This is a genomic window from Microbulbifer pacificus, assembly GCF_002959965.1.
GTDB lineage: Bacteria > Pseudomonadota > Gammaproteobacteria > Pseudomonadales > Cellvibrionaceae > Microbulbifer > Microbulbifer pacificus_A.
Genome location: NZ_PREV01000026.1, coordinates 1,032,819 through 1,053,193, shown reverse-complemented (window position 1 = coordinate 1,053,193; position 20,375 = coordinate 1,032,819). Strand labels below are relative to the sequence as shown.

Genomic DNA, 20,375 nt, shown 5'->3' with positions numbered 1-20,375 from the left:
TGATATAAAGCCGCGAGAAATTTGTTGATGGATCTAAGTAGATCGCCGATACCTGTACCGTTATCGTCATTCCTCCTATTGCGGAACCGGCAACCGAACCAACTCCAAAGACTAACCTTCGGTGGCCGAGTGACGGAGTACTCGTGGCTGACTCATTACTAGTAGTACTTTGTTCTTTCATATAATTTAATTATCAGATTTATTTTGGATCTTCATGTAAAGAAGGGCCTATTTCAATGTAGCGCAGGAGAAGGTTGCCGCTGTGCAGGAAAATTCCGATATCTACATAAGGACTTCCTTTCTTCTTCATTTGTGACAAAGGAAGATTTGAATGTACTTCATGCCATAGATGGCGAGATCTTGAGAGTCGTAAAGAGCGGGAAGGAATGCGTGATGGTGCACTGAAAAGCCCGGCGGGAAACTTCGAGTGTATTTTCGGGCCGGCATTTTCTAGCCGCAGACCGTCAAATAGGGCCAAGCGCATCTTGCCGATGAGCTGGAGTGCGTGGTTGCGCCTCGTTCGCTCTGGCAACAGTTACCGGGACATTCGTGCCCACGTCGCTGGCATGTATGACATGGAGCATCCAAACGGCACCATTAGCGCGCTCACAGGCAAGCTGCTGCCGGAGCTGAAGGCATGGTGTGCAAGGGAATCTACCCGATTGTCTGGCTTGATCCCATCCACTATAAAATGAAAGAAATGGCCGCCATGTCAGCATGGCCATTTACACTCTTCTGGCCTTGAATATCGAGGGTATCAATGGCTGATCTCAACTGCGTGTACAAATCGGCTATGCTGAATGCCGAAGAGGGCGCTCTGGACGAACCAGAGGGCAAGTGGGGCGATAAGTATCCGGTGGTGATCAAGCCTTGCCGCAGTGAATGGGAGCCGCGGCCATCCTACTTTAAATTCCCGGATTACATGTGCGTATCTCGATATACACCAGCAATGCCGTAGAGGCGGTTCACCGGCACTTCTGCAAGTTGACCAAAGCTAAGGGCAGCTTCGCCAGCGAGAACGGCTTACTCAAGCTCTTGTACGCCGGTATCCTCAAAGCCTCTGAGCGCTTGAAAAAACACATCAGCCTATGGACTAGTTGGCTGATACAGAGTTTTGAGCACTCTCTTTCTTGTAAGAATTTACCTATTGATTGGTTGTCAGTTTCTTTTCATGAATAAGTATCACACTATCAAGAACGATTGCTGTATCCCAGTAATCATCATTGCTTCATTTTAATGGTGGACAAATTTACCTATAAGATAGGAAAAATAATTGTGAAAAAGCTCGTTTCATTTATAAGTCTAATCATGATTAGTCTGTTTCATTCGCAACTCGTATCAGCCAAGGTAGATACAGAAGGATATTATGGGTGGACTCGCCTAGTTAATAATGCATTGGCTAAGGAGCACGGCCCGGCCAGAGGCCAATGTGTTGATGTTCATGCGGAGTCAAAACAATCGGGTGCGAGCATTGGTATGTGGCCATGCCACAATGGAAGTAATCAGAAATTTCGGTTAAAAGATCTGAGCTTCAATAGTTCTCGAATAGCGGTCTATAGCGACTCTGAAGAGCTATGCTTGGATTATCTACGTGTAAAGCCTATGCGTATATTTACGACGTCTTGTGAGAGTGCCCCCAAATGGCGAGTAGAATCGACCGGTGAGATCGCGACAGACGATCTAAAGCTATGTATGAGTACATCTGAGGAGGGGGGGCTTGAGATGGTGGAGAACTGTAACCCGTTTAACCTTTCCTTTAAAAGTCGATTTGGCTCAAACTGGTATATCCATACCTTACCTGACATCGATGTGCTGGGGCGGGAGGTTAGCCTTGTCAACTTGGAATACGTAAATTGCCTTGATGTGGGGCGTGAATCAAAAAATCCTGGGAGCGCTTTGGTTCACTATAGATGCTATGGTGGCGATAACCAGATGTGGACGCTCCGAGGATCTACAGATGAAATGTTTATCACCGTTTATCAGGGTAAAGATATGCTTTGTCTTTCCAATCTGAACGGTGCGGCCGGGTCGACGCTTGACGCAACGGAAGCCGTTCCCTGTGACCGAAGCGATGCACGTCAGTTGTGGCACATTCCTTCGGGCCAGCTCAGCAATGGTATGCCCTTAGTAAACCACGCGTCGGGGAAGTGTCTTGATGCCTATAGTATTGGCTTAGTAGGCTCTTGGGCTTGCCACGGAGGGAATAACCAGTCTTGGGGATTGTTACAGCTATAGGTAAACCTCTTCAGTGTGAACCAACCCGCCCTAAGTGCTAACGCAAGACGGGTGGGGAAAGCTGAATAGATTCGGGGCTTCATTGTCACGTAAGAGTCATATCAATTCGTACCAGACCGGATGCTGCCATCTTGGCAATTTAATCTGTCCAGTGCTAAGAGGTATTGAATATAAGGGGGGTTATGGTAATGCAAATTAGACCGGAGATTTTTCCTTCGGTCCCGCCGGTAGGGGGCTTCCGTATTTCGTTCTATGTCGTCATCGAGCGTTGCGCCACGATATCGTTCTTTACGTAAGAATTAACAAAACTAGTCGCTTTTGTCACATAACAGTAATCTCTCTCAGCCCGGAACTTTGATATAGATACGTTTCTTTGAATTCGCGACATTTTTGATTGCCGCAAGATTCGCCGCTCAAGGTGAGTAGCTACATTTCCAATGTCCGGCTCATGTGGGTCATAGCTGCCATATTAATCGGTGCCGTACGTACCGAGGGGGATGCCTTGCATTTGTTGGGTCTGCTCTGAAACCCGCTCAACCCTTAGTAAGATCTTGGGTGTGCTCTGCACTACAGGAGCTCTCATGAGTGACATATATTGATCCACAGCCTTAAAAAATAAATGTTGCCAGTGAAGTCAGTGATTTCGTATATTTGAGATTCAATCGAAAGTCTAAAACCCAATGCTATATTTCCATTGGAATTAGTGTGAATCCCGCCTCCCTCTTAACAAGCGAGTATTTAATACGTTTTTCGTTATCAGGTTGGCCATACGTTTCAATCAAAACTCCATTCTCCAAATTAAATCTATTGTTCCCGATAAAGCCTTCACCCATAACTTCCCCCCGGGCAAGTTCAGCTAGAAAAATCCGGCTTGTCGATCGATCTTTATTCGATGCCACACCATAAATCATAGAGCTTGCCGCGGACGATTCTGATCGGGTAGTGATGTAAATTTCCTGAAAGCCGTCGCGATCCAAATCGTTCTGAAATATGCTTTCGATAGGATCTATCCCCTCGAATCGATGGGTTTCATTAAAATTGAACCCCCGACTTTTCACTGTCATCATCAAACTACCAGAAATTCCTTCTACTTCTACCTTGAATGATTTTTCTGTATCCGTTTTGTAGGTTTCAAAAAATATGCTTTCCTTCTTTTTTTCAGGTTGGACACGAGGGGGGCCTCCTTGCGTCAAGTTATCAGAAACTTTCTGAGATGAGATGCATGCCGATACAAAAAGTACCACTAAGAATATAGTGTAAATTTTTTTCATTTGAACTCCTAAATATAACGGCTTCTTTTAGGGGGCAGGTCAGTTTTTGGCTTGGCATCATCGCCGCCAGGATGTATGGGGTGCACGTAGTTGATATCGCTGTGCGAGAACGTTCATTGCGGTATTAATTCCGCGGTTGCTATCTATACGCCAGCTTTAATCATAGCTTTAATCTTGTTGGCTTTTTCGAAGTGGTCTAGTTTGTGAGTTTCAATCCACCACCGGGCGGTCTCCATAAGATCTTCAGGCTGATCGTTTTTGCTCTTAAAGAATGCATAAAAGGATAAGCTCACGCTCGCGCCTTTTTTCTCGATTTTCTGATCACATACTTCGATAATCTTTTCTCTAAGTTCTACTCGCAAATCACTACTCCTTGATTAGGTGTTTGAAAGAAATTAGTGTATCTGGTTGATTTGTTGTCGCCAAACAATAAAGCCTACCGAGAGTACGCCACTATGGATAAGAATACCGTTGTTGAGTTTCCAGGTCGATAGGTAGCTACTGGATTGCTGACCGGGTTTAGGATCCGTTGTCGGGACGATGACCTCGCTTTAGTCGTCCGCAGTCGCCACCTGCCAGAGTGCGATATGCGAACCGAGATTGGTCTGGGAAAGGTGCTTATATGTCAGGGTAGTTGTCACCTGAGTTTTCCAGCAAACAACCATGCCGCTAAACTCGTGCAGATTAAGCCGCTTGCGTCTCGCCGTTAAGTTGAATCGCCCAATATTAGCGTTTAGCAGATAGGCCGGCAGATGACTTGTGGAAATGCCCTAGTCAATATCCGCTATGACACGATGCTTGGATAATACGTTCGCCGCGTGATAATTGGAAATAGCAGATCAGGTGAGTCTGATCTCTACAGCAGCAATGTATGGAAATTTGTCCTCGTACGTCTTGATAAAGGTGTCGAAGGTCATCTCTTTATCCACCCGAGTCTCTACCTGCCAGATATCTGGCTGACGCGCCTTTTGCTTCTGGGCCAAAAACGACGGGCTCTTCCATCTAGCCGGTTAAATGCCTTTCAGGTATTGCTACGGTAGCGAGGCTTCCGTGAACAGGCCTTGCGTACATACGGCGGTACCAGGGCTGAGCGGAGGGTTACTGTCTGTCCTGCCTTGCTTCGAACCTTTGATTGGGCCAATCTCGGCGTGTATATCGCGTTCCAGAAGGTAGCCATCGCGAACGACTGAGCACGGTCCGTCTTACAGGCGACACCCTTCAAATCCATCCATAGAGCTTGGATAGCGCAGCCCTGATCACCTTTTACGACAGATCGGTCGGCGGCCTCCTATCGACCTATAAATATCAACAACGGTGTTCTTATCGATAGCGAAGTACTCTCGGCTGGCTTCATTATTGTTTGGCGATAGAAAATCAACCTGATGCGTCGCTTTCTCTCCCCCCTTAAACTCCGGATTCGTCTATAGCTAGCCAATCGTCGCTTAAAGGTTGTGTGCGAAAGATTGGGAAAATTCCCAATCTTTGCTCCTCTACTTTTAAATGGGTATTTCAATTATATAATTCGCCGAAGTCTAAATTTCGAATACATATGTACTCGAACTATATGTTCAACATTAACATGACTTATTGATTGGTAACTAGCATGCTGCCATAGAGTGAGGTAGTGAGTGAATTTTAAATCAGCTAGTAGTTGTATTTCATCCCTTTTCTGGTAGGTAACGGAGCTTATATCGAGAAAGTTAGGCAGTAGAGCAAACACTTTTGTTACATAGTACAGCTCTAAATTTAATGAAATAAAAATCTATGATATATGGAGGTTCAGAAGCAAAATGTGTATCGGTGAGGCGAGACTTTCACGTTGTATTAAAGCGCAACAGGAAATTAGTAAAAAAATTGAACAATACCTCGATGGTGGCGGCTCAATTAATCTTGTTCCCCTTGGTAAATCTTCAGTTAGCTTGAAAATTGAGCGAACTGAGAGCGGTTCCCTGCGTTGGGTAGATAAGAATCTGCACTTTAAGTCAAGTGCTGTTAAGTTTCGATCGATCTGCGGCTAGCAGTAGGGCTATCTCAGTGACGTAATGAGTGTAATCCCCCCATTTTTAACCGCTCCTATGGGTAGAGAGTTAGCCATCTGCAACAGTTGGGCTGGAGACACTCCACTGATAGCTGAATTCTGCCGCCCATTATTGTATTGCCACAGCCACTGAGTAGTTAATTAATAGCTGAGCATGGGCAACGCTGGTGAATTGGTGCAGATCAGCTATTCGTGTCAGCCGTCCAGTTGAATCGTTTAATGTAAGCGTTCTGAGTTAGCTTCCCGGGCTGGATGTAGATCAGTGTTATTCGCTTTTCGTTTGCCACTCTACCAGTGCCTGAGAGATGTACTCTGGTCCATTATTACAGCGAAGGGCGGCCGGGCTACCACGCCATTCAATGATCTGATCCTGTGCCCGAACGCCCACCGTTTGTGGGGCTGCGTTAGATTCAGAGTCGCCAAGATCTTATTATTCGTTCCTTAGGCGATCATTGTAGAAGTCTCTACTCAAAGCCTCGATTAATTTTCGGGGGGGATTATAGTGAAGCGAAGTAAATGTAGCTAACTAATATGAATTTATTGATCAATATCCTTAGCAAGTCTAAATCCAACATGAAAATAGACAGATTCTGGAGGGAATGAGTGGCTTTTCGCTATTCGGCATTCTTCTCTTTCACAAAGAAACGACCCGCCTTTTAAAATTTTCCGAATTTCTGAATTCCTGTTACAGTCTAACCCGCCATAGCTTCGTCCTGGAGTGCAGTTGCTTGCGGTCCATTCGAGAACGTTGCCGGTCATATCTAGTAATCCACGGGAGGTCGCTGTAAAGGCATCTACCGGTGAAGTGTAATGGTATCCATCGCCCCTACCACTATCTAAATATTTTCGATGCCGTGTATTTCCTCGATAATTACCGAAGTATCCTAAGAAATTATCACCCCATGAATACTTCTTTCTAGAGTTTTCTCCATTCCTAGCTGCGTGTTCCCACTCAAACTCTGTAGGTAAGCGCTTTCCAGCCCATGATGCATATTTTTCAGCATCGAACCATGATACCTGTGTAACTGGGTGGCTGCTTATGGCGCGTTCCCTATCAGGCCCTCTAGGCCATAACCAATTTGCATTCTCGACAAACTTCCAGGTGTCGGTTTCATCTTCGTAAACCATTGCACCGCCGCGTACTTCGGCAAGGGTGGCATAACCTGTAGCGCTTGCAAATTTCTTGAAATCGCCCACTGTTACCGGATGTGAATCTAATAGAAACTCCCGAACATGTACCCTTGGCCCGCTATCAAAGTCCTCTCCAATTTTAGTAATTCCTGAGGGTATATATGCCATTCCTTCTGGTATAAATGGCCCAGAGATGTATGTCTGACCTGCAAATACAGCAGTTAATGTTAAAAAGAAGAATGCGAATCTACTCACCATAAAAACATACCGGAAGCTAACTTATAGATTGATCAGCAGCTGCTACTTTCAAAGCCTATACTGTGGGGGATTAGAGTCGGTCAAATAGAAATCGATATCGAAATTATGAAAGCTCTGCAGCTTGTATATTTACGTATCGTGAGTTATTTCTTTAAATAGAAGCATCTGGTTTCAATGTGCTAACAAGGTCCCGCTTTTCAAGTGGACTTATCATGGTTGAAATTTTGATGGAAAATCGAAGACGAAATCATAAAATATTGCTGAGTATTCGTAGTAAAACTAGTGCAAGCACCCTTCTTTCGTTGATACAGAAAGGCAGAATCTAATTGAATCTGTGCTCAGCCCTCGATTCTATGGTGAATAGTTTGCGGAAAAATCTCCAGCATTTACGGATAAATGGGAGTTTTCCTATGAGCGTAGTGACCAGAAGGGCTTTCAGACTTGGGTCGGATTTGTTGAGTGCTTACATTGAGAACTATAGTTTAAAAAAGTCAAGTTCAAGTAGTGGCGATGATGCCGTAAAATTTCTGACCTAACAGCGCCAATAATTTAGGCAGTTTTCAGTTAGGTCAGATTTAGTTTATGATTTTCTAGTCTGGGTCTCTAGCTGAAATGTATATAATTGACGGTAATGATGCTCATTCTAAAAGCTGCTGATTTCGTTATGTTGAGAACTACTTGCTGGCGGCAACGTTAACTTTAAATTTAGCTCCATTGCAGTTATTTCAACTAATAGCCTTGCAATCGATTTTTGCAATTCGTGATGTTTCGAGTGGCGATTTTCACATACTTTTTGAAAGTCTAAACACGCGTTAACGAGTGGGGTATTGCCAAATATTTGGGCTGGGCCACGAATTCTGTGTAAAAGTGAAGGTGTTTGCACCATAGGTAATTTGCCGCTGGAGGCTTCCAGTATGATAGCATTTATATCAGCGGCATTTGTTTCTATTAATTGACCAAAAATTTCCGCTAATTTTTCGTTTTTCATGAATGCGTCAAATTGAAGATCGATATGTGCAGCGTTCGCAGAATCTTCGATAGCCTGAATAGGGTACTTCGTTAACCGCGATACAGTAATTGAGGAATTAAGGTCGTCAATTGAGATTGGTTTGAATATTACTTGATTCATTCCGCTAGAAAGGCAACGGCCCTCTTCATCGCTGAGTGCATTGGCGGTGTATCCGATGATATGACAGTTGTTAAGCCCCAATAGATCTTCGATCTCTCTCATCTGTGCTGCAAGAAAATAGCCGTCACCACTTGGCATGTTGCAGTCAGTAATGACCAGATCAAACTTGCCCCGTACCCAATTTTGGACTGCTTCGGCGCCGGAGTTTGCTGCACTAACGGAGTGTCCAAGTGTGGAAAGCTGTTCCCTCAAAATCATTCTATTTGTAGGATGGTCGTCAACGATGAGTATAGAAAGCTCATCTTGTCTTTTGTTCGGGAGGGAGTTTCTAAATTTGCATCGTGTAAATTTCTCTTCTGGATGCTCGTTTATATACGGAGTTAGTGGTATGTCAATTTTTGCTCGCGTTCCACCATTTTTACCTATTCGTTCGATGTGTAGCCGGCCTTTCATCAATTTACATAGCTCATTTGTGATAGCCAATCCTAAGCCGGAACTATTTGGAGCCATTGAGTAAGAGCTATCTAGAATAGAAGATTCAGAACCCAAAAATTCATGCGGTATTCCGACCCCTGTGTCTTCGACTATTATTGATAGTTCGAGGACATTCTTCGGGGTCTCTATGGAATGGTAGTCTATGTAAATATCTATGCTGCCGCTGTTTGTATATTTAACTGAATTGCTTAGTATATTTGATAATATCTGTTTCAATCTAACGCTGTCGACAAGAAAGTTCTCTATTTGTAGTTGTGATTTGTGTACCTCATACTTCAGCGATTTGGAGGCTGCACTAACTGCAAAAGAGTTCAGTACGGGGTTTAAAATGTCTTCGATTCTATGCGGACTTTCATTTAGTGATAATTTTTTCTGATCAATCTTGTTGATATCGATCACATCTCCTATTAGATCGACAAGATCTGTTGATGATGCATGGGCAATGGAAAGCATATTGTAATCACCGGATGTGGTGCTCGCCCTATTTAACAGAAGTTCAATTATTCCTGTGATTGCACTAACACGTGTGCGTATCTCGTGGCTCATTGTCGCCAAAAAAATGCTTTTTTTCTTGTTTGCAGACTCTTCGCGTTCTATTTGAAACTCTAGTTTCTTTTCGGCGGCTTTTCTTCGTTCAATTTGCGAATTTAGATATCTCAACCAAAAGAAGGATGCTGCTAATAGTGCTATAGATACTGCGGCAATGGCTTGAACTATTATAAATGTCCTCCGAGATATACGATCTTCGGTGGTTTGCGGTTCCCAGGCGAATGCCAAGCGTTCTAGTTCAAATTCTGATAAGTTTGAAATTACTTTGTCTAGTATTGATAGAAGAATGCGTTTATTTTTTGTGGTCGAGAATGAGACGTGAACCGGAGTGGCGCCAACGGCACCAACAATCTGAATGTCGTTATCCTTTGATGAGTTCAAGTAGTAGTTTGCTGAGGGCTCAAGCATTACCAGTGCGTCAACCTGATTCCTGATAAGTAGTTCGAATCCCTTCTCCCAGTTTTTGCTGTAGACAAATTGCGCATTAGGCAGGTCTTCATGCACTAGCTCTGATATCGTTTTGCTTGTGGCTATTCTGGGATTGCGAAGGCTAGATGCGCTGTCTTTGAGTGGCGAACCACTCTTTGCTAAAATTACTGGTATTCCCAAGCTATAGGGAATTCCAAAAATAATATCGCTGTCTCTTTTGTGAGGGATTGAGGCGCCTAATAGATCTATTTTTCCTAGCTTTAGTTTTTCTATGCCTTTACCCCAGTCGCTCTCCTCTACGTACTCAAATTCTAATCCTGTTTCTCGGCGTACAATATTTAAAATGTCGTTGTCTATGCCCTCATACTCACCCTGCTTAGAAATTTGCCCGTACGGTGCTATGCTTCTGGGGGCCCCTACCCTCACGATAGGATTGTTAAGAATCCATTGATGTTCCTCATTGCTGAGATTTATTCTGCTGTTATATATATTCCAGCGCGCGAGTACGGTATTAGCGTCAGAGATGTAACGTTCTGACTGGGAAATTCTTTCAATCTCAGATTCCAGACGACTATCTTTAGTTAATAGGCGTAGTCTTTTGATCGGCAGCTTTTCGGCTTGCAGTAAGCGACCATCTTTCCAACGGGTTTGTTTTATAGTGTATTTTGAATATGTTTCATCACTTAGGAGGGCATCCAGTGCGCCTGATTTAACCCAGTAAAACCCTCGCATCAGCGATGATACCTCAATAAAATCAATGTGTGGGTATAGCCTTTCAAGTTGAAATTTAGTGTATTGCCCCTTTAGAAAGGCTACTTTTTTTAATTCGCTGAGATTGCGAAATTCGTGCCTCGCCAAGAAAGCTGGACTTACAGCAGCATAGATGTAGCCTTCTACTTTGTTTACTGCTTCTTCACTATTCTGTATGCGAACGGCTAGGTCAATTTCGCCTGAATCGAGCTTTTTTTTCATATCCTCATCGTTTTGTATGAGGAAAAACTCAGCTTTTCTCCCTAGCTGGCCTGCGAATATTTCTACTATATCAATACTTGCGCCAGTGTAACTGTCTACCCCGTGTGTGATTTGGAGTGGGGGCCAGTTTATTGCAGGAATTCCGACTCGAAGCTTTTTGGTTTCACCGATTGCATCGCTGCTCGAATCTATATGCTTGTGGGTGGGTTCATTCGCATAAGATGCTCGAGTCAACACTAGATTGGCCACTAATACTAATATTAGAGCCATTACTACTAATAGGGGGGTATTGCCAAGAGATGATCTTGGCTGAATCCTCGTTCTCTGAAGCATGTTAATATAACGATCCCGTTCTATTTTTAAGACAACTTATACCGTATTCAAGGGTCCTCAACGTGTATGTAGGTATTTTCCTATTTTGTGGCTGGGCGTAGGTGGGAATAGGGAGATTCCTATGGGGGGGGCTTGGATGTCGTGCGATAGTGAATCGCCCATGCTTTGCAAGTGAAAGGTGATTGAGTCGATGCCTAGTGATATTGCTCCTAAAAGTGCTTTAGTTGCAGATGATCACCCTGTTATTAGAGCAGGTGTTGCAATCTTGTTGGAAGCATTTGGCGTTGGGGATGTGCTTCAAGCCTCTGATGGTCTTACTTCGCTTAGGTTCCATCGGGAGTGTAGCCCGGGGCTGGTCATCATGGATTTGTTGATGCCAAACCTTGATGGCATGGAAGTAATATCCCGAATGATTAGGCGTGACCCGTCGACTAAAATAATTGTATTTAGTGCGCAGGAATCTAGCTATTTTTCTATACGCTGTGCTTGCGCGGGTGCAGCAGGGTATGTTTCAAAAAGTCAGAGTTTAAAAGAGTTGGAATCCGCTGTTTTATCAGTTTGTTCCGGCGTATCTTATTTTCCTTCGTCGAGTAATCGACCGTTAAGTGGAGTGCCGGTAGGGGATTTCTCTGGTGTTGTGAGCTCTCTTTCTAATAGGGAGGTAATGGTTGCAACGCAACTTGCGAAGGGAGCTACCAATAAAGAGATTGCGAAGAGGATGATTTTGAGTGAAAAAACGATTAGTACGTATAAAACCAGGCTTATGAAAAAGCTGAAAGTTCGCACTATCGCGGAATTGATCGATGCTGTAAAAGTGCTTGGTCTCTGATAACGTTGAAGAACTATTAGCCTTTTGGGGTATTTTTACGAGTTGATGATTTATTTCTCGCGCCCGCTTTCTGGCTGGTACCTTAAGTGCTATTTCTGTGTAACCATGCGGCGCATTTTGAGAAGGTTTGGATGCTGGCGGTCGAAAGCCTGAAACGGTAAATTTTGGAGTGTCTATAAGATATAGGTGGGTTCAGTCCGTGTAATTTTGTCGCTTACGAAATTTTTCCTTCAGTACTTCCGGCTAAGGCATCAATGTTGGGGCATCTTCTTACCCACTAGATCCTGCAGTCTATAATGAAAAACTTTAAGATTTGTACGCGTTGTATCCGGTTTGGGGCGGCCGGACCTTTATATTGTAAGAAAGTTTGACTTGGCCGGGCTTGGGAGCAGCTGCTCGGAATATAAGGTCGGCAGTAGTGAGAACCCTGTAAGGTTTATATGACAGTGACTCGAGATGAATTTCTCGATGATTCTGTGCGTGGAGGTATGCGTCAGTTGATATTGGTGAAAGGCCAGGGAAGTGCATTGGATTGGTGAGTCGAGTCGATTACTGGGGCTCATAATTGTTGGCGCGATAAGAAGCGGGGTTATGCGGTTGATCGGTGCCCTTGGTTGGAGTTTAACTTGATTTGGTTGAATTAAGGTGGTGTCGCATTTTCATGTCTGTTATTTCAGTTCCCGCCTTTCCCTGAGTTAGTGGTTTCTCTATCTTGCGGCCTGATAAGTCGGCGGGTTGCCTGTTGTGGTCGTATCTGCAGCTGCTACGAATAGTGCTTATTCTTCATCAGCCTCTTCGGCGAACATATTTCCTCGTAATTTCTCAGTACTTACTCTTCGGTAGGTTGATTCTGTGGTTTTTACCGTGCTGCTTCGGCCTTGGGGTCTTTGGGGGTATGGCTACTTAGGTATGGGGCAATGGGCCTGCTCGGGTTATGGGGGCTCTCACATTGGGAGTTTTCCTATGTTGATGCCTGTGTGAAAAGTAGACACTGGCGGCAGCGCTATAGGTTTTCCTCCCCTCTCTATGTGTTGTGGGTGGCGGATCTAAGCAAATCAGAAAATTTTGTGTGAAGTAATTGAGGTTAGGTCATTGTGAGTAGTTCAGGTTTGTCTAACAGAATCGTTGTAGTCAAAGACGGTTCTGTGTCTGAAACGCATGAAATTAATGTTTCTGCAGGTAAGCCGCCGGTGCAAATTCAGGCGGTGCAGGGGGCGTATTACCGTTTGACCGAGGGTGATGCTGGGCTTGGTCCAAACAATATCATCGTCAAGCGAGTGGGCGATGATCTGCATGTTACCTTTGGTTGTGACTCTTCTGTAAAGCCACATTTAGTTATCCAGGACTTTTATAAAGTTGGTGGTCAACTCATTGGGATGACGGCTGACGGTAATCTATATGAATACGCTGCGGCGAGTGGCGAAGAGGGTGATGAAGCCCCATTTTTGATGGATGGTGAATCCTCCGAGCTGGTGCTGGACGCAAGTGATAGCTCTTGCCGGTTGGTTGGCAGTGATGATGACTTCGGGGCGCTGTTTATTCCAGCTCTCTTGGGGATCGGTGCACTTGGTGCGCTGGCTGCATTGTCGCGCGGTGGCAGCTCTAGCAGCAAGGGCAAGGATGGCGATGCTGGACAGTCGCCGGGAGATACTTTGCCTCCTGCTAAGCCGGAAGTCAGCGGTGAAGACAAGACTGATGGAAGCGGTAACCTGGGTCCGGATGGTCAACCGGATCCGCTCCCGGAAGGTACGCACGGACTTGTTGATATTCTCGATGATGTGGGGGATGTTCAGGGTAGCATTCTAAATGGACGGGCTACTGACGATAGTCAACCCGAGCTGATTGGTACTGGTGAGCCGGGTGATACTGTTATCATCTACGACAATGACCAGGAAATTGGCCGCGTGGTGGTGGATGAAAATGGCGAGTGGACGTTTACGCCGGACCAGCCGCTGAGCGAAGGTGAGCACGACTTCAGCCTTGAATTTGTTGACCCGGATGGTAATACCAGCGAGCGTTCCGACGACTGGACCATCGTGGTTGACACCACTGCCCCGGACAAACCGGAAGTCAGCGGTGAAGACAAAACCGATGAAAACGGCAACCCCGGTCCGGACGGCAATCCCGACCCGCTGCCCGACAACACCTACGGTTTGACCGACATTCACGACGATGTGGGCAGCAAGACAGGCAGTGTTCTGGAGGGTGAATCCACCGACGACACGCAACCGGAACTGATTGGTACCGGTGAAGCGGGCAACACCGTCATTATCTATGACAATGACCAGGAAATTGGCCGCGTGGTGGTGGATGAAAATGGCGAGTGGACGTTTACTCCAGACCAGCCGCTAAGCGAAGGTGAGCACGACTTCAGCCTTGAATTTGTTGACCCGGATGGTAATACCAGCGAGCGTTCCGACGACTGGACCATCGTGGTTGACACCACTGCCCCGGACAAACCGGAAGTCAGCGGTGAAGACAAAACCGATGAAAACGGCAACCCCGGTCCGGACGGTAATCCTGACCCGCTGCCCGACAACACCTACGGTTTGACCGACATTCGCGACGATGTGGGCAGCAAGACAGGCAGTGTTCTGGATGGCGAGCCCACTGACGACGCGCAGCCGGAACTGATTGGTACCGGTGAAGCGGGCAACACCGTCATCATCTACGACAACGACCAGGAAATTGGGCGCGTGGTAGTGGATGAAAATGGCGAGTGGACATTTACTCCGGATCAGCCTCTGACGGATGGCGATCATGCGTTCAGCATTGAGTTCGTCGATCCGGCGGGCAACACCAGCCCACGTTCCGACGACTGGACCATCGTGGTTGATACCGCAGCTCCGGGCAATCCTGGTGGTGGTATCGATGACTCAACCACACCAGTGAACGAAAACCTCGCAGCCCCAATCGTCGACGAAATGGACAACGATGGTGTGATCAACAAAGCCGAAGCCGCGGACGGCACCGTGGTGCGTATCCCTGGCTACGACGGCATGGCGGAAGGCGACGTCATTGTTCTGGACTGGAATGGTACTGAAATCGAGTACACCGTCACGGCCGCGGATGTGAACGTCCAGGAGGCCCGTATCACGGTTCCCGCAGCGGAACTGTCGAGCGATGCCAGCTTTGATATCGACTACATGGTGCGTGACAAGGCGGGTAACGAAAGTGGCCGCAGTCTGTCTACCGCGGTTGTGATTGACCTGACAGGCCCGGACAAACCGGAAGTCAGCGGTGAAGACAAAACCGATGAAAACGGCAACCCCGGTCCGGACGGCAATCCCGACCCGCTGCCTGGCAACACCTATGGTCTGACCGACATTCACGACGATGTGGGCAGCAAGACAGGCAGTGTTCTGGACGGCGAATCCACCGACGACACACAACCGGAACTGATTGGTACCGGTGAAGCGGGCAACACCGTCATCATCTACGACAACGGCCAAAAACTGGGTGAAGCCGTGGTGGGGCAGGATGGCAAGTGGAGCTTCACACCACCTCAGGCACTGGCGGATGGCGAGCACAAATTCAGCATTGAATTTGTTGACCCTGCGGGTAACAGCAGTCCACGTTCCGACGACTGGACCATCGTGGTTGACACCACTGCCCCGGACAAACCGGAAGTCAGCGGTGAAGACAAAACCGATGAAAACGGCAACCCCGGTCCGGACGGCAATCCCGACCCGCTGCCTGGCAACACCTATGGTCTGACCGACATTCACGACGATGTGGGTAGCAAGACAGGCAGTGTTCTGGACGGCGAATCCACCGACGACACGCAACCGGAACTGATTGGTACCGGTGAAGCGGGCAACACCGTCATCATCTACGACGACGGCCAAAAACTGGGTGAAGCAGTGGTGGGACAGGATGGCAAGTGGAGCTTCACACCACCTCAGGCACTGGCGGATGGCGAGCACAAATTCAGCATTGAATTTGTTGACCCTGCGGGTAACCGCAGTCCACGTTCCGATGACTGGACCATCGTGGTTGATACCGCAGCTCCGGGCAATCCTGGTGGTGGTATCGATGACTCAACCACACCAGTGAACGAAAACCTCGCAGCCCCAATCGTCGACGAAATGGACAACGATGGTGTGATCAACAAAGCCGAAGCCGCGGACGGCACCGTGGTGCGTATCCCTGGCTACGACGGCATGGCGGAAGGCGACGTCATTGTTCTGGACTGGAATGGTACTGAAATCGAGTACACCGTCACGGCCGCGGATGTGAACGTCCAGGAGGCCCGTATCACGGTTCCCGCAGCGGAACTGTCGAGCGATGCCAGCTTTGATATCGACTACATGGTGCGTGACAAGGCGGGTAACGAAAGTGGCCGCAGTCTGTCTACCGCGGTTGTGATTGACCTGACAGGCCCGGACAAACCGGAAGTCAGCGGTGAAGACAAAACCGATGAAAACGGCAACCCCGGTCCGGACGGCAATCCCGACCCGCTGCCTGGCAACACCTATGGTCTGACCGACATTCACGACGATGTGGGCAGCAAGACAGGCAGTGTTCTGGACGGTGAATCCACCGACGACACGCAACCGGAACTGATTGGTACCGGTGAAGCGGGCAACACCGTCATCATCTACGACGACGGCCAAAAACTGGGTGAAGCCGTGGTGGGGCAGGATGGCAAGTGGAGCTTCACACCACCTCAGGCACTGGCGGATGGCGAGCACAAATTCAGCATTGAATTTGTTGACCCTGCGGGTAACAGCAGTCCACGTTCCGACGACTGGACCATCGTGGTTGACACCACTGCCCCGGACAAACCGGAAGTCAGCGGTGAAGACAAAACCGATGAAAACGGCAACCCCGGTCCGGACGGCAATCCCGACCCGCTGCCTGGCAACACCTATGGTCTGACCGACATTCACGACGATGTGGGTAGCAAGACAGGCAGTGTTCTGGACGGCGAATCCACCGACGACACGCAACCGGAACTGATTGGTACCGGTGAAGCGGGCAACACCGTCATCATCTACGACGACGGCCAAAAACTGGGTGAAGCAGTGGTGGGACAGGATGGCAAGTGGAGCTTCACACCACCTCAGGCACTGGCGGATGGCGAGCACAAATTCAGCATTGAATTTGTTGACCCTGCGGGTAACCGCAGTCCACGTTCCGATGACTGGACCATCGTGGTTGATACCGCAGCTCCGGGCAATCCTGGTGGTGGTATCGATGACTCAACCACACCAGTGAACGAAAACCTCGCAGCCCCAATCGTCGACGAAATGGACAACGATGGTGTGATCAACAAAGCCGAAGCCGCGGACGGCACCGTGGTGCGTATCCCTGGCTACGACGGCATGGCGGAAGGCGACGTCATTGTTCTGGACTGGAATGGTACTGAAATCGAGTACACCGTCACGGCCGCGGATGTGAACGTCCAGGAGGCCCGTATCACGGTTCCCGCAGCGGAACTGTCGAGCGATGCCAGCTTTGATATCGACTACATGGTGCGTGACAAGGCGGGTAACGAAAGTGGCCGCAGTCTGTCTACCGCGGTTGTGATTGACCTGACAGGCCCGGACAAACCGGAAGTCAGCGGTGAAGACAAAACCGATGAAAACGGCAACCCCGGTCCGGACGGCAATCCCGACCCGCTGCCTGGCAACACCTATGGTCTGACCGACATTCACGACGATGTGGGCAGCAAGACAGGCAGTGTTCTGGACGGTGAATCCACCGACGACACGCAACCGGAACTGATTGGTACCGGTGAAGCGGGCAACACCGTCATCATCTACGACGACGGCCAAAAACTGGGTGAAGCCGTGGTGGGGCAGGATGGCAAGTGGAGCTTCACACCACCTCAGGCACTGGCGGATGGCGAGCACAAATTCAGCATTGAATTTGTTGACCCTGCGGGTAACAGCAGTCCACGTTCCGACGACTGGACCATCGTGGTTGACACCACTGCCCCGGACAAACCGGAAGTCAGCGGTGAAGACAAAACCGATGAAAACGGCAACCCCGGTCCGGACGGCAATCCCGACCCGCTGCCTGGCAACACCTATGGTCTGACCGACATTCACGACGATGTGGGTAGCAAGACAGGCAGTGTTCTGGACGGCGAATCCACCGACGACACGCAACCGGAACTGATTGGTACCGGTGAAGCGGGCAACACCGTCATCATCTACGACGACGGCCAAAAACTGGGTGAAGCAGTGGTGGGACAGGATGGCAAGTGGAGCTTCACACCACCTCAGGCACTGGCGGATGGCGAGCACAAATTCAGCATTGAATTTGTTGACCCTGCGGGTAACCGCAGTCCACGTTCCGATGACTGGACCATCGTGGTTGATACCGCAGCTCCGGGCAATCCTGGTGGTGGTATCGATGACTCAACCACACCAGTGAACGAAAACCTCGCAGCCCCAATCGTCGACGAAATGGACAACGATGGTGTGATCAACAAAGCCGAAGCCGCGGACGGCACCGTGGTGCGTATCCCTGGCTACGACGGCATGGCGGAAGGCGACGTCATTGTTCTGGACTGGAATGGTACTGAAATCGAGTACACCGTCACGGCCGCGGATGTGAACGTCCAGGAGGCCCGTATCACGGTTCCCGCAGCGGAACTGTCGAGCGATGCCAGCTTTGATATCGACTACATGGTGCGTGACAAGGCGGGTAACGAAAGTGGCCGCAGTCTGTCTACCGCGGTTGTGATTGACCTGACAGGCCCGGACAAACCGGAAGTCAGCGGTGAAGACAAAACCGATGAAAACGGCAACCCCGGTCCGGACGGCAATCCCGACCCGCTGCCTGGCAACACCTATGGTCTGACCGACATTCACGACGATGTGGGCAGCAAGACAGGCAGTGTTCTGGACGGTGAATCCACCGACGACACGCAACCGGAACTGATTGGTACCGGTGAAGCGGGCAACACCGTCATCATCTACGACGACGGCCAAAAACTGGGTGAAGCAGTGGTGGGGCAGGATGGCAAGTGGAGCTTCACACCACCTCAGGCACTGGCGGATGGCCAGCACAAATTCAGCATTGAATTTGTTGACCCTGCGGGTAACAGCAGCCCACGTTCCGACGACTGGACCATCGTGGTTGATACCGCAGCTCCGGGCAATCCCGGCAGTGGCGACATCAGTCAGGTTACGTATTCTGGTGATATTTATGTGCCGATTGGCGCGATAGATGAAATGTGGATGCACGATACGGACGCGAATGGAGACGGTGATCGAGGGGCAGGCGGTCAGATGGGCGTGTCAATCTTTACGCTGTCGGGACCTGCTACGCGGGTTTCCTTTGAATATTATGCTTTGGACAGTACTAGCACCTATGCAGTTTTCTTGAACGAGAATGGGCAGGTGGTGGCTCGGGAACTAATACCGCAGGCACCACGCGCGGACGGAAAGGATAATAGCCGGGTGTTTACTTTTGATGCTCCGAATGGTGAAAGTTTTAGTAGCATCCGCTTCGAGAATGGTGACGAAGGTGTGGCTAGTGGTGGTATAAATGATATGAGCTGGATTATGCTCAGAGATACGTTTAGTTGGGTTCCCAGCTCTTCGGTAGTCACGACAACGAGCCTATTCGTTGATTCGGACGCAACCAACCCGCAGTCTGCGGCGGAGCCTGTGGCGCTGTCTGGGCTGATCGAGCGTGAGGATGTAATCGATCTGGAGATGATCAAGGCGGAACTGAGTGATGATGCCCAGATGCAGCCGATGGATTTGAGTGGGGGCGGCAGTGATGCTCTGGAGCTCTCGCTGGGTGACTTGCTGTCGATGGGTCTGCCTTCGGATGACGACGGAAGTGCTGAGCTAACTATTCACGGAGAGATTGGTGATAAGGTCGTGTTGAATGATCTTCTTGTTGATGGCTCTGATACTGGCAATTGGGAGCAAGCCTTGGAGACGCTGGATAAAGATGGCATTACCTATAATATATTCCATCATGATGGAGAGGATGCAACGCTGCTGATTCAGAAAGACATTGAGGTCGTACTTGAAAACCATGATCCAGTTATATCTTCTGCTTCAGAAAAGGGCTCTCATCCGCCCTCTGGTGGGGAGGGTACTGCGCAACAGGATCAACAGGAGATTGTTTTAAATAGCTACTTCTAGAATCACATCTTCGACGCTTTCATGCTTGCCTGTGTGGGCGGTATTGCGGAAGGGTCAAGGTAGATTTTAGGTTGCCTACAAAGCCCACGTGAGCTTCGGTTCCGTGGGCTTTTTTTTCGAATACGGATACCCCAAATTTACAAATACTTATTTTAAGAAATCTCCTGAAGTCGCCTGTTTGGAATAATTAAATAATGCTAAGGCAAAGTCTGCGATGGGCTTTCTAGTAGATGTTTTCATATCCTCGTATCCAGGGGAGCCGAGGGCAAAACACTGATCCTGCGAAGAGTAGTCGCATATGTGATGATCGACTCTTTCCGGGTGGTAAGTTAAGGTTTTCTTCCGCCTTTCCAGGCGGTAATCCATCGTTGTAATGATGGGGGTATTCCCAGTTGTAGTAGGCCATCAGTAATGACTGATGGCCCGCCTTGACTCCGTATGGAGGCCTAGTCGAGAGTGGTGTCTATTCGCTTTTTAAGCTGCGGAACAGCCTTTCCATTGGGACATTGTCCCACAATTCCATGACGACTCGTGCTCTGAGTCATCCGATAGCGCCGCAGCCGCTGCCGGAACAAGCTGCTTGCATGCAGGT

At 48.4% G+C, this 20,375-nt stretch carries 7 protein-coding genes and 3 pseudogenes; 4 read left to right on the top strand and 6 right to left on the bottom strand.

From position 1 onward, the window contains the following. Positions 1 to 527 precede the first annotated feature (527 nt). A pseudogene (locus tag C3938_RS18180) lies at positions 528 to 1,179 on the top strand (transposase); the annotation flags it as partial. 96 nt (positions 1,180 to 1,275) lie between these two features. Further along, on the top strand, positions 1,276 to 2,235 hold the full coding sequence (locus tag C3938_RS04835) for a ricin-type beta-trefoil lectin domain protein (protein WP_158681566.1): 960 nt from the start codon (positions 1,276 to 1,278) through the stop codon (positions 2,233 to 2,235). A 683-nt stretch (positions 2,236 to 2,918) separates the two neighbouring features. Here C3938_RS04835 and C3938_RS04830 read toward each other — a convergent pair. The 6 genes and pseudogenes from C3938_RS04830 to C3938_RS04810 form a co-directional block, all read right to left on the bottom strand. Then, positions 2,919 to 3,506, bottom strand: coding sequence for a hypothetical protein (locus C3938_RS04830; RefSeq protein ID WP_105102078.1), 588 nt, complete (start codon positions 3,504 to 3,506; stop codon positions 2,919 to 2,921). A gap of 143 nt (positions 3,507 to 3,649) precedes the next feature. Next, a complete protein-coding gene (locus tag C3938_RS04825) occupies positions 3,650 to 3,868 on the bottom strand; it encodes a DUF6500 family protein (protein ID WP_105102077.1) in 219 nt (72 codons plus the stop codon). Between the two features lie 698 nt (positions 3,869 to 4,566). Continuing rightward, positions 4,567 to 4,705: pseudogene (locus tag C3938_RS18370) on the bottom strand (IS256 family transposase); the annotation flags it as partial. 827 nt (positions 4,706 to 5,532) lie between these two features. Then, positions 5,533 to 5,923, bottom strand: a pseudogene (locus C3938_RS18045) (integrase core domain-containing protein); the annotation flags it as partial. Positions 5,924 to 6,081: 158 nt separating this feature from the next. Beyond that, positions 6,082 to 6,933, bottom strand: coding sequence for a formylglycine-generating enzyme family protein (locus C3938_RS04815; protein WP_105102076.1), 852 nt, complete (start codon positions 6,931 to 6,933; stop codon positions 6,082 to 6,084). 643 nt (positions 6,934 to 7,576) lie between these two features. Next, the gene (locus tag C3938_RS04810) at positions 7,577 to 10,507 is read right to left on the bottom strand and encodes a response regulator (RefSeq protein ID WP_418903570.1); all 2,931 of its coding nucleotides are present in this window, start codon (positions 10,505 to 10,507) and stop codon (positions 7,577 to 7,579) included. A 523-nt stretch (positions 10,508 to 11,030) separates the two neighbouring features. On the opposite strand from C3938_RS04810, the gene C3938_RS04805 reads away from it, so the two are divergent. Beyond that, the gene (locus C3938_RS04805; protein WP_105102074.1) at positions 11,031 to 11,669 is read left to right on the top strand and encodes a response regulator transcription factor; all 639 of its coding nucleotides are present in this window, start codon (positions 11,031 to 11,033) and stop codon (positions 11,667 to 11,669) included. 1,145 nt (positions 11,670 to 12,814) lie between these two features. Continuing rightward, a complete protein-coding gene (locus C3938_RS04800; protein ID WP_158681565.1) occupies positions 12,815 to 19,783 on the top strand; it encodes an Ig-like domain-containing protein in 6,969 nt (2,322 codons plus the stop codon). Positions 19,784 to 20,375 lie beyond the last annotated feature (592 nt).